This is a genomic window from Nocardia sp. NPDC050697 (assembly GCF_040654395.1).
In the GTDB taxonomy this organism is placed as follows: Bacteria; Actinomycetota; Actinomycetes; order Mycobacteriales; family Mycobacteriaceae; genus Nocardia.
The window spans coordinates 1,274,994-1,296,876 of sequence record NZ_JBFAHY010000001.1 but is presented as its reverse complement, the minus strand read 5'-3'; the positions used below and the strand labels follow the sequence as shown (position 1 = coordinate 1,296,876).

Here is a 21,883-nt window from a genome sequence, read left to right as displayed (position 1 = left end):
GGCTCGCCCGCCGGGACCTTCGGCCGGTCGCCGGGGCTCAACCGAGGAGCTGATCGATCATCTCGGCCCAGCGCCGCGTGATCTGGCCGCGCCGCGCGGTGTCGTCGGCGATGAACCCCGCCAGCCCGAGCCCGCGGGCACTGTCCAGGAAGGCCTGCAGGGTGGTGCGCACGGTCGGGTCGGTGCCGTCGAGGTCGAGCAGCGCGGCGGTGGCCCAGAAGAGCTGGATGCCCATCTCCAGCTCCATCGCCGCCACCCGCGGCCGGAGCTCCGGGTCGGTGGCGGCGGCGACGCAGAGCTGCAGGGTGGCGGCGAAGGTGTGGCCCACGTGCAGGTCGACAATGGTCCGGACCACCGCGAGGGTGCGCTCCGGGCCGGTCGGGAAGTCGCGGGCCGCCGCCTGGAACTCGCTGCGCCGGAGCTCGAGCAGGTGCCCGATGGCCGCGGTGAACAGCCCCTCCCGGTCCGCGAAGTGGTGCTGCACCGCGCCGCGGGTGACCCCGGCCCGCTTGGCGACCTCGAGCACCGAGGCGGCCCGCCAGCCGGACTCGGCCAGCAGCGCGGCGGCGGCGTCCAGGATGGCGGCGCGGGTGGCGATCCCTCGGTCCTGCCGGGGCTGTCGCGGGGTCGTCATCGCACCGACTCTAGAGATCGAGGACGATCTCACCGCCGTCGAGGCGGTCCACGCACGGCAGGAACTCCGTGCCGGCCGCGGTGGTTGTTCGGCAGCTGCGGCAGAATCCCTGCCCGCAGGAGTAGGGCAGGTCGGGATTCCATTCGAGCAGCACGTCCAGTGCGCTGCGGTCCGCGGGCACGGTCAGGGTTCTGCCCGATCCGGCCGCGCGGATCCGGAACGGGGTGCCGCCGGGTGCCGCGCGCGGCGCGAATCGTTCGCTGAACACGTCCACGCCCGCGATCCGCGCCGCCGCGGCGGTGACGGCGTCGATCATCGGCTCGGGGCCGCAGCAGTAGACGATCGCGCCCTCCGGCACCCCGGCCAGCAGCGCACCGGGATCGGCGGGGCCGTGCTCGGCATCCAGCCGCAGCCGGGTTCGCGGCCCGTGCTCGGTCAGGTCGCCGAGCAGCGGCAGCGAGGTGCGGTCGCGGCCGCAATACACCAGTGACCAGTCGAGCCCGGCCGCCGCGGCGGCCCGCGCCATCGGCAGGATCGGGGTGATGCCGATCCCGCCGGCGACGAACCGGAGCGGCCGTGCGAGCGCACCGGCGCCGACGGCGAACGGGAACGCATTGCGCGGAGCGCCGATCTCGGCGAGTGCTCCGGCATGCAGCGTTTCGTGGATCTCGCGCGACCCGCCGCGCCCGTCGTCGAGGCGCCGGACCGCGATGCGATAGCGCTGCCGCGCACCGGGATCCCCGCACAGCGAGTACTGCCGGACGGCGCCGGAGCCGAGCACGAGATCGATGTGCGCCCCCGGATGCCAGCGCGGCAGCGCCGCCCCGTCGGCGGACTCCAGGTCGAAGGCGACGACCGTGCCGTCCACCGAGGCGGCCACGCGGCGCGCGACCCGCACCCGCAGCCGGTCCGCACGAGCCTTCGGTGGTGCCGGGGGCTGACGCAGCAGCGGCAGCACCCGCACCAGAGCACCGGCCGCGGTGTGCAGCACCCGCAGCGCCGGGTCGTGCCGGTACCGCCCGCGCAGGTCGGGCGGGATGGCGGCGCGCAACCCGCTCACGCGGCGTGCCTGCTCTCGACCTGGGCCAGGAAGGCCAGCGCCTGGGCCATGGAGCCGGTCATATCCGGGGTGTAGGACGGGCGCAGGTAGTCGACGACCGAGCGGGTCATCTGCCCGATCGAGGGCAGCAGCCCCCGGCGCGCGGCGGCGAAGAAGCCGCGGGCGATGGCGAAGCGGTGCCGGGGGATCGCGGGGTCGTGCGCGGCCAGGAAGCGCGCGCAGCGCCCGAACAGCAGCACCAGCACCGCGAGCGTGATGACCAGTGCCCGGACCCGGCGCAGGTAGGAGGCGTCGAAGTAGGTCGCGACATCGTGCGCGACGGTGCGGTGCTCCATCTCCTCGGCGCCGTGCCAGCGCCACAGCTCGGCCATCCCGTAGTGCGCCCCCGCCCGGTCCCAGGCATTGTTCAGCGCGAAGTCGCCGAGGAAGGCGGTGAAGTTCTCGGCCGCGCCGATCACCGCGAGCCGCTCCACCAGGTACTGGCGGCGGCGCCGCTCGTCGGCGAACTCGCGCGGCCCGAACACCTTCCGCACCGCCCACGCCACCTGCGCCTCCAGCGGCGCGGTGTCGATGCCGTGCCTGGCGAAGTACTCGGTCATGGTCAGCTGATGGGTGTCGGCGTGCACGGTCTCCTGGCCGATGAAGCCGAGCACGTCCGCGCGCAGCCGGGCGTCGTCGATGGCGGGCAGCGCCTCGGTGAAGGCGTCCACGAAGAACCGCTCCGCCTCGGGGAAGACGAAGTTGAACGAGCTCACGATGTGCGAGGCCACCGGCTCGCCCGGGATCCAGTGCAGCGGCGCGTCGGAGAGGTCGAAACGGACCCGGCGCGGGCGCAGGGTGAGCGGCCCCGGATCGATCTGATCGCGGCGGCCGCGGTCTCGCTTCAGCACGGTGACTCCTCGCGGGTGACGGCATCCGGCCGGTCCAGCCAGGTGCGGATGAGTTCGTTGACGGCGTCGGGCCGCTCGAGGTGCAGGAAGTGCCCGGCGCCGGGCACGACGACGCGGCGGCTGCCCGCGGGGAGGTGCCGCTCGGCCTCGAGGCCGAGTTCGACGCGCCCGCAGGTGTCCGCGGCGCCGTGCAGGTAGAGCGTCGGCAGCCGGGGCGGGCCGAAGGCCGCACGGCGGAGTCCGGCGTGGCAGCTGCTGCGGTAGGCCGGGTTCACGACCGCGCGGTAGTAGGAGATCGCGGCCGCGCGCCTGGCCGTCGTCGGCAGCGAGGCGTGCAGCAGCGCGCGGTCGGAGGTGCTGTCGTAGCCCGGCGCCCACAGCCGCCACAGCAGGCCGAAGAGCCGGTGCCCGACCCGCTCGGCCAGCCCCGGCACCTGGAACAGCGCCATGTACCAGGAGCGCGGCGCCTGGCGCAGGAACCGGGCGAGCGCGGCCGGGCGCGGCCTGCGGAGGTGGTCGAGGATCGTGGGCAGCGGCGGGATCGCCAGGATCGCCGCGCCGCCGAACCCCGCCGGCGCGCTCGCCGCGACGGCGCTCACGATCGCGCCGCCCCAGTCGTGGCCCACCAGCATGACCGGCCGGTCCGGCGAGAGCGCCGCCCGGATCGCCACGATATCGGCGACCAGTGTCCCGAGGTCGTAGCCGCCGCCGGGGGCGAGCGCCGACGGCGCGTAGCCGCGGGTGAACGGCGCGACCACCCGCCAGCCGCGGCCGGCCAACTCCGGCCCGAGATGCCGCCAGGTCCAGGCGGTGTCCGGGAATCCGTGCACCGCGATCACCAGCGGCGCCTCCGGATCTCCCCAGGCGAGCGCGCCGATCTCCGGCGCCACCCGCTCCAGCAGCTGTGGCTGCACCGAGCCCCCTACATTCCGTGTTGCATGGTTTGGATTGGTGTTACCGTACGGTACACACACGGTGCAGCGCCACTGTTAAGCCGTTCTCCGGCGCTCTCCTCCACAAATACCGTGCATCTCTGCATGTAAGGAGTCCTGGTGGACAACTACGATCTGATCGTCACCGGCGGCCTGTGGTTCGACGGCTGCGGCGGCCCGCCCGCCGTGCGGGATCTCGGCGTGCGGGACGGCCGCGTGGTCACCGTCAGCGCGGCCCGGCTGGACCCCGCCGGTGCGGGCGAGGTCATCGATGCCGCCGGGAAGTGGGTGCTGCCCGGCTTCGTCGACGTGCACACCCACTACGACGTGGAGATGCTGGTGCGCCCCTCGCTCACCGAATCGGTGCGGCACGGCGTGACCACCGCCATCATCGGGAACTGTTCCCTGACCACGATTCTGGCGAGCAACGAGGAGTGCGCCGACATCTTCAGCCGGGTCGAGGCGGTGCCCCGCGATATCGTCGTCGGCGCGCTCGAGCGCCACCGCACCTGGTCGACGCCGGCCGAGTACGCCAAGGCGATCGACACCCTGCCGCTCGGCCTGAACATCGCCACCTTCCTCGGCCAATCCGACCTGCGCATCCAGGTGATGGGCATGGACCGCGCCTGCGACCCCGCCGCCCGCCCCACCGACGACGAGCTCGCCCGCATGCGGGCCGTCCTCACCGAGGCGCTCGACGCCGGCTTCCTCGGCATGTCCGCCACCACCAACCTCATCGACAAGGTCGACGGCGACCGCTACAAGTCCAGGTCGCTGCCCTCGACCTTCGTCCGCCGCCGCGAGTTCCGCGCGCTGAACGCCGTGCTGCGCGAGCGCGGCCGGATCCTGCAGAGCACGCCGCGGATCTCGTTCCACCCCAACCTGGCGCAGTTCTTCCTGGCCTCCGCGGGCCGGTTCGGGCGGCGGCGGCTGAAGGTCTCGCTGCTGGCCGCGGCCGACTCCAAGGCGTATCCGCCGATCGTGTACTTCATGCTCTACGGCGCCCCGATCCTGAACCGCCTGCTGCGGGCGGCCTTCCGGTGGCAGCACGTGCCGGTGCCGTTCACCGTCTACGCCGACGGCTTCGACCTGGTGGTCTTCGAGGAGTTCGGCTCCGGCTCGGCCGCGCTCGACATCAAGGACCAGCTCGAGCGCAATGCCCTGTTCCAGGACGAGGGGTACCGCCGCTGGTTCCGCCGCGACTACGAGAACCGCTTCTCGCCGAAGATCTGGCACCGCAACCTCTTCGACGCCACCATCGTGGGCTGCCCCGACCCGGCGCTGATCGCCCGCAGCTTCGGCGAGATCGGGCGCGAGCGCGGCATCCACCCCGTCGACGCCTTCCTCGATCTCGTCGTGCGGTACGGCCGCGACCTGCGCTGGCGCACCACCGTGGCGAACCACCGCCCGCGCTACCTGGACCGGCTCGCCGCCAACGAGCACATCCACCTGGGCTTCGGCGACGCGGGCGCGCACCTGCGCAACATGGCCTTCTACAACTACCACCTGCGGCTGCTGCACCGCGTCGTCGCCGCGCGGGACAGCCGCCGCCCGTTCCTCACCCTGAACCGCGCGGTGCACCGGCTGACCGGCGAGCTCGCCGACTGGTACGGCCTGGACGCGGGCCACCTGCGCCCCGGCGACCGCGCCGATATCGTCGTGATCGACCCGGAGGGCCTCGACGCCTCGGTGCACGGCCTCGCCGAGGAGCCGGTCGCCGAGTACGGCGGGCTGCGGCGCATGGTCAACCGCAATGACGGCGCCGTCACCGCGACGGTCGTCAACGGCGCCGTGGTCTACCGCGAGGGCCGCTTCGCCGACGGGCTCGGCCGCGACCGGGGGCCGGGCCGGTTCCTGCCCGGGGTCACGGTGTGACGATCGGGAAGGCCGGGTCGAAGGTGTCCAGCAGCTCGCCGAGCCGGGTCAGCGCGTCCTCGTCGCCGGTCAGCCGGAGCGCGCCCTCGGGCAGCCCGGCCACCGCGTCCGGCTGGAGCAGCACCGCGACCAGCGCCTGCTTCGGCCCGGCCAGCGAGAGCTGGGCCTTCGGCGAGTGCCCGCGCCTGGCATTGAGCACCCCGCGCCGGATCCAGGCGTTCCACTGCTCGCCCGCGTCGGTGAAGTCCAGGTTCAGGTGGATATCGGCGTCGGCGGCGCGCTCGCCCACGATGTGCACCGCGACGAAGTCGAAGAGCAGGTCGATCGGCATGGCGAGGACGCTGTCCGCGCTGGCCGTCACGTACGGCGGCGGCTGGGTGCCCTCGCGCAGCTCCTTCGCCGCGGAGAGGAAGATGCCGCGCCACTGCGGCCCCTCGGACTGGTAGCCCAGCTGCTCGTAGGCATCGGCCTGCAGCTGCTTGGCCGCGGTGTGCTCCGGCTCGGCGAAGACCAGCGCGTGCAGGATCTGCGCGGCCCAGCGGTAGTCGCCCTCGTCGAAGGCCCTGCGGCCCTCGGCCAGGATGCGGTCCGCGCCCGCGAACGCCACCAGCCGCTTCGCCGACGCCACCGGCGGGTGCGGGTGCAGCGAGACGGGGTCGCCGTCCCACATGCCGAGCTCCTTGGTGAAGACCGCGCGCACGTCGTGGTGCAGGGTGCCGTGGTAGCCGCGGTTGGCCCAGTCGCGGCCCAGCTCCTCGGGGAGCTCCAGGATCTCGGCGGCCTCCAGCGGGGTGTAGCCCCGGTTGGCCAGCCGCAGCGCCTGGTCGTGGATGAACTTGTAGGTGTCGCGCTGGGATTCGAGGAAGGCGGCGATGTTCTCGGTGCCCCACACCGGCCAGGTGTGCGGGCCGTAGTGCACCTCGGCCCGGTCGCCCCAGCGCTCCAGCGTCTCGTCCAGGTAGCGGGCGAAGTTGCGGGCGTCGCGGGTGCGGGCGCCGCGCAGGGTCTGGATGTTGTGCAGCGTGTGGTTGGCGTTCTCCGCGCAGGTGAGCGCGCGCAGCTCGGGGATCCAGATGTGCATCTCCTCCGGCGCCTCGGTGTCGGGGGCGTAGAGGAACTCGAACTCGATCCCGGCCAGCTCCCGCTGCTGCCCGGTCGCGGTGATCGCGTCGGTGGGGGAGAGGTAGGAGACGGTGACGCCCTTCGCGGTGTCGGTGCCGATCCCGCAGGTGATGTGGCCGTGCGGGTCCTTGTCCAGCAGCGCGCCGAAGGCGTAGAAGCTGCGCCGGGCCATGGCGTTCCCGGCGACCACGTTCTCGCCGATGGCGTACTTGTCGAAGGCGAGCCCCGGCGCCACGATCGGCACCCGGCCCGCGGCCACGTCATCGGCGTCCACCACGCCCTTCACCCCGCCGTAGTGGTCGATGTGGGTGTGCGTGTAGATCACCGCCGCCACCGGCTTGTCGCTCACGTGCTCGCGGATCATCGCCATGGCCTGCCGCGCCGCCTCCACCCCGGCCATGCAGTCGATGACGACCAGCCCGCTCTCGCCCTCGACCACGGTCAGGTTGGCGATGTCGTTGTTGCGCACCTGGTAGAGCCGGTCGGTCACCCGGAACAGCCCGCCGCGCGCCATCAGCCTGCTCTGCCGCCACAGGCTCGGCTCCACCGAGTCCGGCGCCTCCTCCCCGGCCTCGGCGAGGTAGGCGAAGGCGGCGGGGTCGAAGGCGACCTCGCCGTCGGCGCCGGTGTAGGCGCCGGGCAGCTCGGCGATCAGGCCGCGGCGGGCGTCCTCGAAGTCGCGGTGGTCGTCCATGGCGTAGCGCTGGACCGCCGCCCGGTTCGCCGCGGCGGTGTACGAGGTCGGTTCCTTCGGGCACATGGCTTCCTCCACGGACGGCGCGGCTGGGGTGTGTCCCAGTCTCGGGAGCGCGGCCGGTCACCGGCCTCACCCGTTCCGGGTGAATCCCGGGTCTCACCCGATTCGGGCGAGGCGCGCGGCCGCCGCGATTCCTAACGTCGGGAACGGGCGGGCCGCCGGGCGCGCCCCCTCGACGAAAGGACCTGTCCCGTGGCCACCACCCTGACCGTCTGGAAGTTCGCCTCCGCCACCGGCGCCGATGAGGCGCTGCGGACCCTGGAGGAGTTGCAGCGCGAGAAGCTCATCGAGGTGCACGACGGGGCGATCGTGGCATGGCCGGAGGGCGCCAAGAAGCCCAAGACCCACCAGTTGCACTCGCTGACCGGCGCGGGTGCGCTCGGCGGCGCGTTCTGGGGGCTGCTGTTCGGGCTGCTGTTCTTCGTGCCGCTGCTCGGGGCGGCGGTCGGAGCCGGGATCGGCGCGCTGACCGGGTCGCTGGCCGACGTCGGGATCGACGACGGCTTCATCGCCAGGGCCAAGGAGAAGATCACCCCCGGCACCTCGGCGCTGTTCCTGCTCACCTCCGACGCCACCCTGGACCGGGTGCACGAGCGCTTCGCCGGCCAGCGGGCCGAGCTGCTCTCGACGAACCTGTCGAACGAGCAGGAAGCCAAGCTCCGCGACGTCTTCGCCGCCTGACCGGCGACGGGTTCCGGTCGTGCTGAACGCGGTCGGGCAGCTGCTGCCGCTTGCGGTCGGGGTCGCGATCTCGCCGATCCCGATCGTCGCGGTCGTGCTGCTGCTCATGTCGCGCAATGCCGCGGCGACCAGCACCGGCTTCGCGGTGGGGTGGGTCGCCGGTATCGCCGCGGTGCTCGCGGTGGTGGCGCTGGCCGCGGGCGCCATCCACACCGGCGGGGACTCCGCGCCGTCGCCGGGCGTGGCGTGGGCCAAGATCGGGCTCGGGGTGCTGCTGGTGGCGCTGGCCGTCCGGCAGTTCCAGGTCCGCGGCGACCACGCGACACCGGCCTGGATGACCGCGATCGACCGCTTCACCCTCGCCCGCGCCGCCGGGCTCGGGGTGCTGCTCGCCGCGGTGAACCCGAAGAACCTGCTGCTCTGCGTCTCGGCCGGGCTGCTGCTCGGCACCGCCGAGCTGGCGGTGGGGCCGGCGATCGGCGCGGGCGCGATCTTCGTGCTGCTCGCCGCGACCACCGTCGTGATCCCGGTCATCGGCTACCGGCTCGCCGCCGACCGGCTGCGGGCCCCGCTGGAGTCCATGCAGCGCTGGCTGTCGGCGAACAACCACCTGGTCATGGCGATCGTGCTGGCGCTGATGGCGGCGTCGCTGATCGGCAAGGGGCTGGAGGCGCTGTGAGCTCCGGCCGGTGGTGGCCGGTGTTCGGCTCGCTGGCGGGGTACCGGCGGAGCTGGCTGCGGCCGGATCTCATGGCCGGGATCACCGTCTGGGCGGTGCTCGTTCCCGAGGCACTGGCCTACGCCGGGATCGCCGGTGTCGACCCGGTCGTCGGGCTCTACGCGGCGGTGCCCGCGCTGCTGCTGTACGCGGCTGTCGGCTCCTCCCGGCACCTGGTGGTCGGGCCGATGTCGGCGACCGCCGCGCTCTCCGCCGCCATCGTCGCGCCGATCGCGGGCGGCGACCCGGCCCGCTACCTGGCGCTGACCACCGCGGTCGCGCTCGCCACCGGTGCGGTCGCGGTGCTGGCCGGGCTGGCGCGGCTCGGCTTCGTGGCCGCGTTCATCTCCGAACCGGTGCTGAAGGGGTTCATCGTCGGGCTCGCGCTGACCATCCTGATCGGCCAGGTGCCCGCGCTGCTCGGCATCGACGGCGGGCACGGCAACTTCTTCGAGAAGGCGGCGGCGGTGCTCGGCGACCTCGGCGAGCTGCACGCCGCCACCGCCGTGCTCGGCGGGCTGAGCCTGGCCGCGGTGCTCGCGCTGCGCCGGTGGCTGCCGCGGGTGCCGGGGTCGCTGCTGGTGGTGCTGGCCGGGATCGTCGCCGCGACCTGGCTGGAGCTGCCCGGGCGCGGGGTCGAGGTGGTCGGGCACATCGACCCCGGGCTGCCCGCGCCCGGGCTACCGCAGGGGCTGGCGGTGCACGACTACCTGGAGCTGCTCGGCCCCGCGCTCGGCGTGGTGCTGATCGGGTTCGCCGAGGGGCTCGGAGCCGCCAAGACCTACGCCGCCCGCGCCGGATACCGCGTCGACCCGAACCGGGAGCTCACCGGGCTGGGCGCGGCCAACCTCGGCGCCGGGCTCTGCGCGGGCATGGTCGTCAACGGCAGCCTCTCCAAGACCGCGGTCAACGGCTCGGCGGGCGCCCGCAGCCAGGCCTCCGGGCTGGTGGTGGCGGTGCTGACGGTGCTCACCCTGCTCTTCCTGACGGGGCTCTTCCAGAACCTGCCCGAGACGGTGCTTGCCGCCGTCGTCATCGCCGCCGTGCTGGAGCTGATCGACTTCCCCGCCCTCGCCGGCTTCTACCGGATCTGGACCCGCCGCCTCGGCGCGCTCTACGGCCCCGCCGCCCGCGTCGACTTCCTCGCCGCCGCCGCCGCGCTGGCCGGGGTGCTCATCTTCGACACCCTGCCCGGGCTGCTGATCGGCGTCGGCGTCTCGGTCCTGCTGCTGCTCTACCGCGCCTCCCGCCCGCACGTCGCCACGCTCGCCAGGCACGACGCGCTGTGGCTGGACCGCGCCCGCCACCCCGAACTCCCGGCCCCCGCCGACGCCGTGGTCGTGCGCGTCGAGGCCGGGCTCTTCTTCGCCAATGCCGACTGGGTCGCCGACCACATCCGCGCGCTCGTCACCGACCGCACCCGCGTGGTCGTGCTCGACGCCGAGACCTCGCCGTTCATCGACGTCACCGCCGCCCGCATGCTCACCGAGCTCTCCGCCGGGCTGCGCAGGCAGGGCGTCGCGCTGCGGGTCGCCCGCAACGTCGGGCAGACCCGCGACGTGCTGCGCCGGCTCGCCGAGCAGGGGATCGAGATCCCCGTCCACGCGACCGTGGACGAGGCGCTCGGCGCCGAGGATTGAGCGAACCGGGCTGGTCAGCTCGGCGCGGGTCGAACAGCCGGACCCCGGCGGGGATGATGCCCCCGCGAGCCCGGCGCGACGCGGTGCTCGCCATTTTCGGCGTTGGTGCCGTAGGGAAGTCGGCCCACTCCTTGCGTGTGATTCGCACCTATATTGGTGTGTATCGCATGTATTGGACCCGTCGGGGTTCACGACTCAGGAGGCAGCGATGTCCATAGTTCTCGATCACACGATCGTTTCAGCAACCGACAAGGCAGTTGCGGCAACGTTCTTCGCCGAACTGATGGGGCTGGCGGTATCCGCGCCGAGCGGGCCGTTCCTGCCGGTGCGGGTCAACGACGATCTGACGTTCGACTTCGACGACCGCGGACGGGTGGCGCCCGGCCACTACGCCTTCCTCGTCGACGACGGCACCTTCGATGCCGTGCTGGGGCGGCTGGCCACATGGCCCGCCGTGGAGTACGGCTCCGGCCCGGAACACGGGTGGGACCGGCGGATCAACCACCTGGCAGGCGGGCGCGGGGTCTACGTGCACGCCCCCGACGGCCACAGCTACGAGCTGTTCACCGCCGTCCCCGTCACTGCCTAGCGCGGGAACTGCCACTGCGCCGTGATGTCGGCGAGTTCGAGAATCTCCCGTCGATCCGCGCCGACGAGGAACCCCGCCGAGATCGTGTGATCGAGCGCGGCGGTGAACTCGGTCAGGTACTGCGCATGCCCGCCGGGGTAGCGGCGAGCCAGGTGGGCGGCGTCGAAGGGCTCGCCGGAGCCGAATAGCATTGCCATGCGGTCGGTCTGGGGGTTGCGGCCCGACGTGGCGGCGAGCGGGACCTCCACCCAGGGCGTGCGCACGCCACCGCGCGCGATGCCGTCGCGGTCGACGGCGATGGCATCGGGCTCGGTCAGCTCGATGCGCGGAGCGGCCGGCGCGGCGCGGCCGGTGCGCACCCAGTCGTGCAGGCGGGCGATGGCGGCGTGCAGGACGTAGTGGTGCTGCGGGGCGAAGTTGAGGAAGTGGCCGAGCGGACGCCCCAGCAGGGTGTCGGTCGGCCGGTACGCCCGGGCGAGCTCCTCGACCGGAGTTCGCCCGTTGTCGAGGAAGGCGCCCTGGATCGTGTAGTTGTCGGCGTGCGCGGCACCGGGGAGTTCCCAGACGCGGGCCGGTCCGTCGCCGGGTTGCCGGGCGGAGAGGTAGCCGGGGAGTGCGCTGCCGAGCAGGTCGGTCTCGGTGATGAGCGCGAGCACCGGCGCGGCTGCGTCGTCGCGGAATCGCGGGCAGGGCAGGGAGGGAATGGTGCCGGGGTCGAGCAGGGATCGCCCGTCCAGCGGGGCGGCGGGGCCGAACCGGGAGTGCACGAAGAAGCCGTCGTAGACCGGAGCCAGGGGTGCCACGGCATTGATGTAGGTGGTCAGGAACATCGCCGATTGGGACTCTCCGACAGCCAGGATCCGCTCCGGGCGCAGCGCGCCGAGCAGCTCGGCACCGCGGTGCCGGACGACCGTGCCGATCTGGGTGAAGATGTCGAAACCGAAGGCGTCGCCGGGGTGCGAGAGCGGCGCATACCGTTCGGGTGCCACCGTTTTCAGTGACAGATCGGCGACCAGGCTCGCGCCGCCCTCGATGCCGACCCGCTGCGCGGAGACCCCGACATAGGCGTAGCCCTCGCGCAGCAGTTCGCGATGGCCCATCAGCCACACCGCGGGGGCGTCGAGCCCGCCGCTCACATTGAGCCACTCCACGACGACGGTGCCGTTGAACCGGGCGCCGTCGACCGGCGCGACGGTGACCGCGCGGGTCACGTACTCCGCCCGGTCGGCGGCGACGACATTCCAGTGGCCGTCGTCGGTGAGTTCGCCCGCGGGCCGGTAGGAGGTCGCCGTCCCCGCGACGAAGTACTCCTCGACCGCGTAGCCGAGTTCGCCGAGGTCGTAGCTGCCGAGCAGGAGATTCGGCACACCGGGAACGCGGGTGAGGACGGGGTCGTTCGCCGTCGGACCTGAACGCACCGCAACCTCCGGATGAACCACTGCCTGGACAACTGTCCAGAGGCTATCGGGAGATCCTGCGATGGTCCAGAGCTGCCCCGCTCATCGCCGGGTGAAGTCCGATGGCTTCCAGCCGCCGTCGAAGGCGGCGGGACCAGGCCCGTAGATGCGGAAGTAGGCGAACCAGCTGGCGCCCGGATTCGTCTGCAACCAGGACTTGCCCCCCGCCGGGGGCTCGGGGCCGAAGTGCAGCGTGATGGTGCCGTCGGCGCCGGGGGAGAGGTCGTCGCGCAGCGAGGTCAGCACCGGCTTGAACTGCGGCGTATTGATCTCGGAGCGGGTGTCGAGGTCGTAGAGGGTGATCGACCAGAACTGCGCGGCTGGCACCGGAGCGGGCACGGTCAGCGTGTAGGAGTTCGCGCCGTCGAGGGGAGCGCCCCGGTCGTCGACGATGGCCAGCCAGTAGAGCGACCCCGCCCCCTCGGAGCGCCGGAACATGGCCGGGGTCTCCAAGGTGGCCTGGTAGAACCAGCGTTCGCGCACCGAGAGGCGCAGGAAGTCGCGCTCGTAGTAGCCGTTGTCGCCGTCGGAGTAGACGACCCACTCCCAGCGGCGGTCGGGCCACACCAGCCGCTGCGGGTCGTCGTCGGCGAAGGCCGCCACGACCAGCTGTTCGTCCGCCTTCGCGGCCGCCTCGGTGAGCACGTCGACGATCCCGGCGTCGGGTTCGAAGGGGCGGTCGCGGCGCAGCCCGAGCGCGGCGAGCAGGCCGAGCTCGTTGTAGTAGGAGGCCGAGGCGACATCGCCGCGGAGTGCGCGCTCGAGCACGGCCCAGAACTCGTACGTGCCGTCGACGACGCAGGGATTCGCGACCGCCTTGCGGTGCGAAATGTCCTCGAAGGTGTTCGCCGGCGGATTCTCCGCCTCGGCGAGCGGGTAGAAGCGCAGGGTGCGCAGGAGCGCCTTGCCCTCGTCCGGGTCGGGGAGCGGCGCGCGGGCGCAGACGAGGAAGCGGTTGGCGTTCATGCGCCGGACCACGTAGCCGTCGGGGACTTCGCCCTCGTAGCCGGGGCCGACGAGCAGGTACTTCGCGCCCGCGCCGTGCTCCTCGCCGACGAACCCCATATTGGTGACGAACTGGAAGTACTGGTCGTCGACGACGCCCATGATCGGGCCGGGGGGAATCTCGACGACGAGCGGGCCGCCGCTCGCGTCGCCGTAGGCCAGCCCGTACGGCGTATCGGAGTTCTGGGTGAGGGTCACCAGGTCCGGCGTGGTGAGCTGGATGAGGAAGCCCCGGTTCATCGGGGCACCGAGCTCCTCCAGCGCTTCGAAGTTGAGCTGCATCGACACGGTCGGGTAGAAGAACTTGTAGGCCTCGACCGCACGATTAAGCAGCGCCTCGCGCCGAATCCGCGCGATCCGATCGGGTGCGGGCAGGTGCTTCATCTCCGGTGTCCCTCCTGCGGGTGATTCCCCGGATCGACACTGCACGCACTGCCCGCGCCGCGTCTCACCCGAAACGGGTGAAATCGGCCGGGCACGGCGGTCTCCTTCGTCTCGGGTAGGGCCGCACTTTCGCTTTCGATCCGGGAGGAGGAGGGTGGAAGGTGCTGATGACACCGTCCGTAGCTGCCTCGCCCGGAGGGGCAGCGTGAATGCGGCTCGAAGGGAGCCCGCTCGACATGCAGTTCGCCAGCACCGACCTCGACGTGATCGAGGAGTTCATGACCACGACCTACGCCCGCACCCGATTCGGCACCGCCGCCGGGGCCGGGGCGGTGCCGGCCTCGGTCGAGCGGATTCAGCTCGGCCCCCCGGTGCGGCTGGACCGGCTGCGGTTCGGGCCCGCGGTGTCCTACGTCGTCGACCCCGGCGACACCTGGCGGGTGTGCGCGGTGCGGCGCGGCCTTGTCGAACACACCGACCTCGCCGGGGAAACCGTCGCCGGGGAGCCGGGCCGGTTCGCCGGGCTCACCGAACCCGGGATCTCGCGGGCCTCCGGTTACGACATCCTGTCCGTGGACCCCGCCTTCCTCCCGCGCGAAACCACGGCGGGGGGCAGGCGCGATTTCACGCACCGCCCCGCCGCCGGCGCGGAGGCGGCGCTGGCCGCCGTGATCGACCACGTCTGGACCTGCGCGGCCGCGGGCGGGCTGACCGCGCCGCCGGTGATCGAGGCGCTGGCCCGTTACGTCACCGCCGCGGCTGCCGCGGCCTTCCCGCTCGGCGAGGGCGTGCGCGACGCCGAGGAAGGGCTGTCGGAGACCGTGCAGCTGGCGATCGCCTTCCTGAAACAGCATGCCCGCGAGGACCTCTCGATCGCGCAGGTGGCGTCGGCGGCCTTCGTGACCCCGCGCGCGGTGCAGCTGGCCTTCCGGACCCAGCTCGGCACCACCCCGCTCGCCTATCTGCGCGGGCTGCGGCTGGCCGGCGCCCACGACCAGCTCCGGCGCGCCACCGCGGGGGACCGCCAGACCGTCGCCTCGGTCGCCAGGGACTGGAATTTCGGCAACCCCGGCCGCTTCGCGATCGCCTACCGTGCCGAGTACCGCCACAACCCGAGTGCGGCCCTGCAGTACTGATCACCGGAGGACTCAAGCGGCGGTGACGGTCTCCGGCTCGGCGAGCGCGCGTTCGCGCAGCCCGGCGAGAACGCGGGTCAGGATCCGCGAGACCTGCATCTGCGAAACCCCGATCCGGGCGGCGATCTCGGACTGGGTGAGCCCGTCACCGAAGCGCAGGGTCAGGACCTGCCGGTCGCGGTCGGGGAGCTCGGCGAGGAGCGGGCCGATCGTGATCGCGTCCTCCAGCAGCCGGTACCCGGGGTCGGGGGCGGCGAGGGTGTCCAGCGGGGAGGGGCCCGCGCCGTCGTCGTCGCCGCCGCGCAGCGAGTCGATGGATTCGCTGCGGTAGCCGTTGCGCGCGAGCAGGGCCTGCGTCACCTCGGTGACCTCGACATCGAGCTCGGCGGCGATCTCGCGGGCGGTCGGCATCCGCTGGAGCCGGCTCGAGAGCGTCTCGATGGTGGCGCCGAGGCGCTGCTGGAGCTCCTTGGTGGCCCGCGGTACCCGCACCGACCAGGTCCGGTCGCGGAAGTGGCGGCGCACCTCGCCCATCACGGTCGGGACCGCGAAGCCGAGGAACGAGCTGCCGACGCCGGGGTCGAAGCGGTCCACCGCCTGGACCAGCCCGACCATGGCGACCTGGATCAGGTCCTCGCTGGGCTCCCCGCGGTGCGCGAACTTCATCGCGATGTGCTCGGCCAGCGGCAGTGCGGTGGTGATGATCTGCTCGCGCAGCCGGGCGCGGGCCGGGGAGTCCTCGGGCAGGGTGACCAGCTCGGCGAAGCGGGGCTCGAGTTCGGTGTAGTCACCGGCGGTGTCGGCGCGGCGGGCGTACTCGGTGTAGATCGAACTCATGCGGTGGTGCACCTTCCGGCTGGCGAACACGTGTTCAGCTGTCCTACCCCCAGGTTCGGGCCGGAAACGGAAGGTGTTGTCACGTCCGCATGTAAAAGCCCGCTCGCGGCCCCTGCCGGGGGAGACCGGGTTCGCGGGCCGTTCCCGTGGTCACCGGGTGCATCGCCCGCACCGGCCCGCGCTGGTCGTTCCCCCGGCAGGGGGGCTTGGGTGGAGCAACCCCGGATCGGCAGCCGCCGCGCTGCTGGACGACCACACCGGGGATGCCCCCGCCCGGCCACCCGCACCAGCAGGTCGGGCACGGCACGAGCGCCCGGACGTTACGCACGGTCTAACCCGGCAGCCGAACCGTAAACACCGGCCCCAGCTGGACACGGCGGGTACGAGAGAGAGTCGAGGGCGCCCTACCCCGCACGGATGTGCGGCCAGGAGAAGAGCACGCGCACCGCGAGCCCCGCCTCGGCCGGACCGCTGTCGAGCACGGCATCTCCGGCCAGGGCCCGCACGATGTACCACCCCAACCCATCGGTCACCGGCTCCTCCCGGGTGCGGGCGGTGACCCGGACCCCGATGACGGTGTCGTGCACCCCGTACTCGCAGCGCACCACCGACTCCGGCACCGCCACCGCGACCAGCAGCGACGCGACCTCGTGCACCACCAGTTCCAGATCCGCATTCTCGCCGACCGCCACCCCGAGCCCGAGCCCGACGGCCCTGGTCAGCACCCGCCCGAGCCCCAGCTGCTCGGGTCGCGCGCCGAACTCCACCGCCACCACCGAACCGGGCCCCACCATGCGCCCTCTCCCTCCGCTCGCCGAACAGCCGTCCTACCCCGGTCATCACGACACCCCGCGCACGGGCGCCGTTTCTGCGCAATCCGGATAGGAGGCTGCGGGGAACGGCGTGAATCGTGCTAACCGCTCTCCGGGGCGGGGGGCCGGGGGAGCCGGAAACTGCCGAGCACGGTCAGACCGTGGCAGCGCAGGGTTTCCAGCAGGGCCGCCAGCTCGGTGCCGGTGTCGGCGGGCGCGGTGACCATGGTGGTGCCGGGCACGACCCCGGCCGCCGGGATCAGGCCGGGGAGCCCGGCCAGTAACTGCGGGTCCACGTGCCCGTCGAGGACGAACTGGAACCATTCCCGAGGCATCGTGTGCCCACCTCCGCGCGCCGATCCGGGCGCGCTCGGTCCGGGCGCCCGCCCGTCCAGTGTGCGGCCCGCGGCGGGGCGCGGCGGATCGCCCCGCCGCGCTGTCGTGTCCTGCACCGGGTTGGCGCGATCGCCCCGGTGGCGCCGAGCGGGCTACGCGTCGGGCTCGGAGTCGATGCGGGTGTGGTTGGTCAGCAGCAGGTGATCGAAGGCGGCGACGGTGCCGACCGGCGGGGCGGGCAGCAGGGCCAGGTCCGCCACCACCCGGGCGGCGATGTCGCGCAGCTTGATGTTGGTCTCCTGCGAGCGCCAGGCCAGCACCTTGAACGCCTGCTCGGCGCCGATGCCGTACATGCGCATCAGCACCCCCTTGGCCTGCTCGATCACCGCGCGGGCCTGCACGATCTCGGGCATGCGCTCGTCCATGACGTGGCGCCCCTCGGCGTCGAGGTCGCCGGTGAGGTCGATGTAGTAGCCGCTGGTGCCGACGAGCGCCCCGGCCTCGTCGAGGAGCCGGTCCGCGACCACCATGACCGCGTGCTCGGTGCCCGCCGTGTCGATGATGCGGTGCCGGGAGGAGAACGGCTCGCCGTCGCGCAGGGTGCGCGCGATCAGCTCGGCGACGTGGTCGCGGTCGTCGGGGTGCTTGTGCGAGAGCACCAGCTCGGTGGTGGGCTCGACGGCGCCGGGGGCGTAGCCGTGCATCCGGTACACCGGCGGCGACCACTCCCAGCGCCGCTGGGCGAACCACAGCGTGAACGCCCCGACCAGCGCGGCCGGCGCGGGGCGGGCTCCATCTCTGTCTGCGTTGATGTCCGGTTCGGGCACGCGGAATATCTTAGAAAATGAGACTCCCCGCTGCGCCCGGACCGTGACGAAACGATGACGTCCGGACCGTCGCCGTGACCGGCGGCCCGCGCACGGACAGAATCGGCCCATGACGCTCCGCATACTGCTGACCGGCGCCGCCGGGTTCATCGGCGCGCAGGTGCACCGCACGCTCACCGCGGCCGGGCACGACGTGGTCGCCGCCGACCTCATGCTCCCCGCCGCGCACGGCCCCGCCGCCCCGGCGCCCGCGGGGGTGCACCGGGTGGACGTCCGCGACCGCGACGCCCTGACCCCGCTGCTGCGCGGCGTCGACGTGGTGTGCCACCAGGCCGCCGTGGTCGGCGCCGGGGTGAGCGTCGCCGACGCGCCCGCCTACGCCGCGCACAACGACCTCGGCACCGCCGTCCTGCTCGCGGCCATGGGCGAGAACCGCTGCCGGCGGCTGGTTCTGGCCTCCTCCATGGTCGTCTACGGCGAGGGCCGCTACCGCGACGCCGAGGGCAGGCTGGTCGACCCGGCGCCGCGCGACCGCGCCGACCTCGCGGCCGGGCGCTTCGACCACCGCGCCGGCGGCGCCGAGCTGACCTGGGAGCCGGTGCCGGAGGAGGCGCCGCTCCGGCCGCGCAGCCTCTACGCGGCGAGCAAGGTCGCCCAGGAGCACTACGCGGCGGCGTGGTCGGCGGCCACCGGCGGCACGGTCACCGCGCTGCGCTACCACAATGTCTACGGCCCCGACATGCCGCGCGACACCCCGTACTCCGGGGTCGCGGCCATCTTCCGCTCCGCGCTGGAGGCCGGGCACGCACCCCGCGTCTTCGAGGACGGCGCGCAGGCCAGGGATTTCGTGCACGTCAGCGATATCGCGGCCGCCAATCTCGCCGCCGCCGAGCAGCCGCTGCCCGGCTGCACCGCGCTGAACGTGTGCTCCGGGCGGCCCATCACGATCGGCGAGGTCGCGGCGGTGCTCGCCACCGCGCGCGGCGGGCCCGCGCCGGTGGTGACCGGGGAGTTCCGGCCCGGCGATGTCCGGCACATCGTGGCCAGCCCGGCGGCGGCGCGGCGCGTGCTCGGCTTCACCGCGCGGGTGCCTCCGGAGCGCGGGCTGGCGGAGTTCGCGTTCGCGCCGCTGCGCGGAGCCGCGGGGGTGGTTGCCCCGTAGTCAGGGCAGCGGCAGCCGGACCTCGAAGCGGCACCCCTGCTCCCGGTTCTCGGCACTGATCGCCCCGGCGTGCGCGTGCACCAGCCCGGCGGCGATGGCGAGCCCCATCCCGCTGCCCGCGGGCAGCCCGCCGGCGGCGACGGGGGAGCGGGCGGCGGTGCCGCGGTAGGCGATGTCGAAGATGCGCGGCAGGTCCGGCTCCGCGATGCCGGGGCCGGTGTCGTCCACCCGGGCCCAGGCGTGGCCGTCGCCGGTGCCCGCCGAGATCGCGACCCGGCCGCCGGGCGGGGTGTGCGCGATGGCATTGCACACCAGGTTGCTCAGCACCCGGACCAGCGCGCGGTCGTCGGCGGCGACGGTGACGCGGGTGGCCGGGTGCTCGGCGTGCAGCGCGATGGCGGCGCGCTCGGCGGTGGGGCGGTTGGCGGCGAGCACCTCGTCCACGAGTTCGCGCAGGTCGACGGGGCCGAGGTCGAGCCGGAGCGCGCCGGCGCTGATCTTCGACATGTCGAACAGGTCGTCGACCATGCCGCCGAGGCGGTGCACCTCGCGGCCGATCTGCCCGGCGTAGCGGGTGACGTCGGCATCGCCGGTCACCACGCCGTCCGCGAGCGCCTCGGCCATGGCCCTGATCCCGGCCAGCGGGGTGCGCAGGTCGTGGCTGACCCAGGCCACCAGTTCCCGCCTTGACTGCTCGGCGGCCCGCTCCTGATCGCGGATCTGCCGCTCCCACACCGTCTTCCTGGCCTGTTGCCGCCCGAGCAGCACGGCGGCAGGCAGCGTGACGGTGGCGACGACGCCGAGCACGACCAGGGTGTGGTGCAGTTCGTCGGTGAACATCAGCCCGCTCACCGCGACCATCCCCGCCAGCGCCGAGAGGATCGGGATCAGCACCAGCACCACCATGCTGGTGGTGAGCGAGCGATTCCCGGTGCCGCGCAGCACGATCGCCCCGGCCAGCACCACCGGCAGCGACCCGGCGGCGGTGTAGCCGATCAGCCGCAGCGTCGAGTCATCCATCCGACGGCTCCCGCCGCCAGGCGTACCCCTTGCCCCACACGGTGTCGATGCGGTGCGCGGGGCCGAGTTTGGCGCGCAGCCGCTTCACGTGCACGGTCACCGTGGAGAGGTCGCCGAAGTCCCAGCCCCAGACCAGCGACAGCAGCTCCGCCCTGGCGAAGACCGCGCCCGGATTCCGGAGCAGGAACTCCAGCAGGTCGAACTCGCGCGGGGTCAGCTCGACGGCGGCGCCGCGCACGGCGACGAAGCGCGCCGCCGGGTGCAGCTCCACCGGCCCGTCCCGCACGATCCCGGCGGCGGCCGTCGGCCGGGTCCGGCGCAGCACCGAGGCGACCCGCAGGGCGAGCTCGCGCGGGCTGAACGGCTTGGTCACGTAGTCGTCGGCGCCCGCCTCCAGCCCCAGCACCCGGTCCTCCTCCTCGCCGAGCGCGGTGAGCAGGATGATCGGCAGGTCGGGGCGGGCGCCGGAGCGGATCGCCCGGCAGATCTCGATGCCGTCCGGGGCGGGCATCATGACGTCGAGCACCGCCAGCCGCACGTCGGCGGTGCGCAGCGCGGCGGTGGCGGCGGCGCCGTCGGCGCTCTCGAGCACGGTCAGCCCGTCGCGCTCCAGGTAGCGGCGTACCACCTCACGGACGACGGGGTCGTCGTCGGCGACCAGAATGCACACGGTGCCTCACCAGTTCGTCAGGATCAGGTGGACGAGCAGCAGCGTGCCCACCGCCTGCACGGTAAGCCAGATCCGGTCCGCGCGGCGCGGCAGGAAGGCGGTTCCGGCCAGCACCCAGATATCGAAGGGCAGCCAGATCCGTTCCGTCTCGGCCTTGCTCAGCCCGCTGATGTTCGCGGCGAGCAGCGCGCAGAGCCCCGCCGCGACCAGGATCGCGGCCGGATCGAGCGCCCGCAGCCGCCCGACGACGCGCGGCAGCGCGGCCACCGCGGCCAGGCCCACCGCGCACACCGTGGCCGCGAGATTGCCCCACCACCAGTAGGCGAGCGGCCGGGTGGTGGCGATGCCCTGGTAGTAGCGCTCGACCACCAGGTGGTAGCCGTCGAGCCACCAGAACCCGGCCGCCGCGAAGGCCGCGACCACCGCCAGCGCCCCGGCCAGCGCGGGCAGCAGCGGCCGGGCCGTGCGCCCGGCGATCAGCACCGCCACCGCCGGAATCCCCATCAGGATCAGGCCGTAGTTGAGGTTGAGCGCCACCCCGAACAGCACCCCCGCGCCCAGCGCGACCGGCGCCCGCCCCGGCCGGGTCGCGATGGCGAGCAGCGCGACCGCCCACGCCGCCACCGCGGCGAAGACCGCGTCCGCCGAGACCGCGATCCACAGCGCGGCCGGGGCCAGCGCCAGGTAGGGCAGCGCGGCGCGGGCCCGGTCGCGGGCCCCGAGCGCGTCGAAGGCCACCGCCACCGCGGGCACCGCGGTGCAGCCGATCAGGACGCAGGCCCACGCCGCCCAGGTGGCGCCGCCGAGCCCCGCCCGGTCGAGCAGCACGAAGAAGAGCAGCGCGCCCGGCGGGTGCCCGGAGACGTGCGTGGTCCAGGAGTCCGGCTGGAAATCGAGGATGCGGTCGGCGAAGCCCCCCAGCATGCCCCCGATATCGGTGACGCCGGGCACCTCGTGCAGGTACTCGTTCGGGTCGGTGAAGTGCTCGGTGAAGCCGCGCTCCCAGCCGTCGACCAGCGCCAGCAGCAGTGCCCAGCCCAGTGCCGTGACGTAGCCGAGGGTGAGCAGCCGCGGCCAGGAGAGCCGGGCGGCCAGCGCGGGGCCGGAGGTGATCACCGCGGCGGCGAGCGCGACCGCCGGGACCGTGCCCCAGCCCACGTGCGGCAGGAAGCTGCCGAAGATCGGCGCCGAGGCGGCGTAGAGCGAGAGCCGCCACTGTTCGCTGGCGATTCGCGGGACGATGAAGGCGACGGCGACGAGCGCCAGCCCGGCACCGGCGGCGAGCAGCTCGGCGCGGCCGGCGAGGCGTTCGCGCGGGGTCTCGATGAGGTCGGGCACA

Annotated in this window: 21 protein-coding genes; 7 read left to right on the top strand and 14 right to left on the bottom strand. The window is 73.3% G+C overall.

Features of this window, described 5'->3' with window-relative positions; genetic code table 11:
* Positions 1 to 37 precede the first annotated feature (37 nt).
* From AB0H71_RS06500 to AB0H71_RS06485, 4 genes are read right to left on the bottom strand one after another with little or no spacing between them, the layout of a single operon-like run.
* On the bottom strand, positions 38 to 634 hold the full coding sequence (locus tag AB0H71_RS06500) for a TetR/AcrR family transcriptional regulator (RefSeq protein ID WP_357015500.1): 597 nt from the start codon (positions 632 to 634) through the stop codon (positions 38 to 40).
* A 10-nt stretch (positions 635 to 644) separates the two neighbouring features.
* Positions 645 to 1,694 carry a PDR/VanB family oxidoreductase gene (locus tag AB0H71_RS06495; RefSeq protein WP_357015498.1) on the bottom strand — a complete coding sequence of 350 codons (1,050 nt, stop codon included), beginning with the start codon at positions 1,692 to 1,694 and terminating at the stop codon, positions 645 to 647.
* Positions 1,691 to 2,584, bottom strand: coding sequence for a metal-dependent hydrolase (locus tag AB0H71_RS06490; RefSeq protein WP_357015495.1), 894 nt, complete (start codon positions 2,582 to 2,584; stop codon positions 1,691 to 1,693). The genes AB0H71_RS06495 and AB0H71_RS06490 overlap by 4 nt, the downstream gene beginning before the upstream one ends.
* Complete coding sequence (locus tag AB0H71_RS06485; protein ID WP_357015492.1) at positions 2,578 to 3,498, bottom strand: alpha/beta fold hydrolase; 921 nt, start codon at positions 3,496 to 3,498, stop codon at positions 2,578 to 2,580. The genes AB0H71_RS06490 and AB0H71_RS06485 overlap by 7 nt, the downstream gene beginning before the upstream one ends.
* Positions 3,499 to 3,636: 138 nt before the next feature.
* Here AB0H71_RS06485 and AB0H71_RS06480 point away from each other — a divergent pair, with 138 nt between their 5' ends.
* Positions 3,637 to 5,391 (top strand): amidohydrolase family protein, encoded by a 1,755-nt coding sequence (locus AB0H71_RS06480; RefSeq protein ID WP_357015489.1) that lies wholly within the window; start codon positions 3,637 to 3,639, stop codon positions 5,389 to 5,391.
* On the opposite strand, the gene AB0H71_RS06475 is transcribed toward AB0H71_RS06480, so the two are convergent.
* On the bottom strand, positions 5,381 to 7,273 hold the full coding sequence (locus AB0H71_RS06475) for an alkyl sulfatase dimerization domain-containing protein (protein ID WP_357015486.1): 1,893 nt from the start codon (positions 7,271 to 7,273) through the stop codon (positions 5,381 to 5,383). The two genes, AB0H71_RS06480 and AB0H71_RS06475, sit on opposite strands and share 11 nt — an antisense overlap.
* 189 nt (positions 7,274 to 7,462) lie before the next feature.
* Between AB0H71_RS06475 and AB0H71_RS06470 the strand changes: the two genes are divergently transcribed.
* From AB0H71_RS06470 to AB0H71_RS06455, 4 genes are all read left to right on the top strand, one after another.
* Positions 7,463 to 7,951, top strand: coding sequence for a DUF1269 domain-containing protein (locus tag AB0H71_RS06470; RefSeq protein ID WP_357015483.1), 489 nt, complete (start codon positions 7,463 to 7,465; stop codon positions 7,949 to 7,951).
* Between the two features lie 19 nt (positions 7,952 to 7,970).
* A complete protein-coding gene (locus AB0H71_RS06465) occupies positions 7,971 to 8,630 on the top strand; it encodes a GAP family protein (protein ID WP_357015480.1) in 660 nt (219 codons plus the stop codon).
* Complete coding sequence (locus AB0H71_RS06460) at positions 8,627 to 10,309, top strand: SulP family inorganic anion transporter (RefSeq protein WP_357015478.1); 1,683 nt, start codon at positions 8,627 to 8,629, stop codon at positions 10,307 to 10,309. The genes AB0H71_RS06465 and AB0H71_RS06460 overlap by 4 nt, the downstream gene beginning before the upstream one ends.
* Positions 10,310 to 10,517: 208 nt before the next feature.
* Positions 10,518 to 10,898 (top strand): VOC family protein, encoded by a 381-nt coding sequence (locus AB0H71_RS06455; protein ID WP_357015475.1) that lies wholly within the window; start codon positions 10,518 to 10,520, stop codon positions 10,896 to 10,898.
* Here the strand turns inward: AB0H71_RS06455 and AB0H71_RS06450 are convergent.
* Entirely contained in the window at positions 10,895 to 12,265 is a 1,371-nt protein-coding gene (locus tag AB0H71_RS06450) for an alpha/beta hydrolase domain-containing protein (RefSeq protein ID WP_357015472.1), read from the bottom strand. The two genes, AB0H71_RS06455 and AB0H71_RS06450, sit on opposite strands and share 4 nt — an antisense overlap.
* Positions 12,266 to 12,397: 132 nt before the next feature.
* Positions 12,398 to 13,744 (bottom strand): DUF1254 domain-containing protein, encoded by a 1,347-nt coding sequence (locus AB0H71_RS06445; RefSeq protein WP_357015469.1) that lies wholly within the window; start codon positions 13,742 to 13,744, stop codon positions 12,398 to 12,400.
* Between the two features lie 209 nt (positions 13,745 to 13,953).
* Here AB0H71_RS06445 and AB0H71_RS06440 point away from each other — a divergent pair, with 209 nt between their 5' ends.
* Complete coding sequence (locus tag AB0H71_RS06440; protein ID WP_357015466.1) at positions 13,954 to 14,880, top strand: AraC family transcriptional regulator; 927 nt, start codon at positions 13,954 to 13,956, stop codon at positions 14,878 to 14,880.
* A gap of 12 nt (positions 14,881 to 14,892) precedes the next feature.
* Here the strand turns inward: AB0H71_RS06440 and AB0H71_RS06435 are convergent, their stop codons facing one another.
* The 4 genes from AB0H71_RS06435 to AB0H71_RS06420 all read right to left on the bottom strand — a co-directional run bounded on the left by AB0H71_RS06435 (position 14,893) and on the right by AB0H71_RS06420 (position 17,692).
* Positions 14,893 to 15,717 (bottom strand): SigB/SigF/SigG family RNA polymerase sigma factor, encoded by an 825-nt coding sequence (locus AB0H71_RS06435; RefSeq protein WP_357015463.1) that lies wholly within the window; start codon positions 15,715 to 15,717, stop codon positions 14,893 to 14,895.
* A 404-nt stretch (positions 15,718 to 16,121) separates the two neighbouring features.
* Positions 16,122 to 16,511 (bottom strand): hypothetical protein, encoded by a 390-nt coding sequence (locus tag AB0H71_RS06430; RefSeq protein WP_357015460.1) that lies wholly within the window; start codon positions 16,509 to 16,511, stop codon positions 16,122 to 16,124.
* Positions 16,512 to 16,630: 119 nt separating this feature from the next.
* Positions 16,631 to 16,864: a hypothetical protein gene (locus AB0H71_RS06425; protein ID WP_357015457.1), complete on the bottom strand. Its 234-nt coding sequence runs from the start codon at positions 16,862 to 16,864 to the stop codon at positions 16,631 to 16,633.
* A gap of 153 nt (positions 16,865 to 17,017) precedes the next feature.
* On the bottom strand, positions 17,018 to 17,692 hold the full coding sequence (locus AB0H71_RS06420) for a PAS and ANTAR domain-containing protein (protein WP_357015454.1): 675 nt from the start codon (positions 17,690 to 17,692) through the stop codon (positions 17,018 to 17,020).
* A 109-nt stretch (positions 17,693 to 17,801) separates the two neighbouring features.
* On the opposite strand from AB0H71_RS06420, the gene AB0H71_RS06415 reads away from it, so the two are divergent.
* The gene (locus tag AB0H71_RS06415) at positions 17,802 to 18,854 is read left to right on the top strand and encodes an NAD-dependent epimerase/dehydratase family protein (protein ID WP_357015451.1); all 1,053 of its coding nucleotides are present in this window, start codon (positions 17,802 to 17,804) and stop codon (positions 18,852 to 18,854) included.
* Here the strand turns inward: AB0H71_RS06415 and AB0H71_RS06410 are convergent, their stop codons facing one another.
* From AB0H71_RS06410 to AB0H71_RS06400, 3 genes are read right to left on the bottom strand one after another with little or no spacing between them, the layout of a single operon-like run.
* Positions 18,855 to 19,874, bottom strand: a complete 1,020-nt coding sequence (locus AB0H71_RS06410) for a HAMP domain-containing sensor histidine kinase (RefSeq protein ID WP_357015448.1) — start codon at positions 19,872 to 19,874, stop codon at positions 18,855 to 18,857.
* Positions 19,867 to 20,544: a response regulator transcription factor gene (locus tag AB0H71_RS06405; RefSeq protein WP_357015445.1), complete on the bottom strand. Its 678-nt coding sequence runs from the start codon at positions 20,542 to 20,544 to the stop codon at positions 19,867 to 19,869. Before AB0H71_RS06405 ends, AB0H71_RS06410 begins: the two co-directional genes overlap by 8 nt.
* Before the next feature lie 6 nt (positions 20,545 to 20,550).
* The gene (locus tag AB0H71_RS06400) at positions 20,551 to 21,882 is read right to left on the bottom strand and encodes a hypothetical protein (protein WP_357015442.1); all 1,332 of its coding nucleotides are present in this window, start codon (positions 21,880 to 21,882) and stop codon (positions 20,551 to 20,553) included.
* Position 21,883 lies beyond the last annotated feature (1 nt).

Coding starts and splice junctions, on each gene's coding strand:
- AB0H71_RS06440 (WP_357015466.1), top strand. CDS start 13,954: ATGCGGCTCGAAGGGAGCCCGCTCGACATGCAGTTCGCCAGCACCGAC.
- AB0H71_RS06475 (WP_357015486.1), bottom strand. CDS start 7,273: ATGTGCCCGAAGGAACCGACCTCGTACACCGCCGCGGCGAACCGGGCG.
- AB0H71_RS06435 (WP_357015463.1), bottom strand. CDS start 15,717: ATGAGTTCGATCTACACCGAGTACGCCCGCCGCGCCGACACCGCCGGT.
- AB0H71_RS06500 (WP_357015500.1), bottom strand. CDS start 634: ATGACGACCCCGCGACAGCCCCGGCAGGACCGAGGGATCGCCACCCGC.
- AB0H71_RS06410 (WP_357015448.1), bottom strand. CDS start 19,874: ATGGATGACTCGACGCTGCGGCTGATCGGCTACACCGCCGCCGGGTCG.
- AB0H71_RS06430 (WP_357015460.1), bottom strand. CDS start 16,511: ATGGTGGGGCCCGGTTCGGTGGTGGCGGTGGAGTTCGGCGCGCGACCC.
- AB0H71_RS06445 (WP_357015469.1), bottom strand. CDS start 13,744: ATGAAGCACCTGCCCGCACCCGATCGGATCGCGCGGATTCGGCGCGAG.
- AB0H71_RS06415 (WP_357015451.1), top strand. CDS start 17,802: ATGACGCTCCGCATACTGCTGACCGGCGCCGCCGGGTTCATCGGCGCG.
- AB0H71_RS06425 (WP_357015457.1), bottom strand. CDS start 16,864: ATGCCTCGGGAATGGTTCCAGTTCGTCCTCGACGGGCACGTGGACCCG.
- AB0H71_RS06455 (WP_357015475.1), top strand. CDS start 10,518: ATGTCCATAGTTCTCGATCACACGATCGTTTCAGCAACCGACAAGGCA.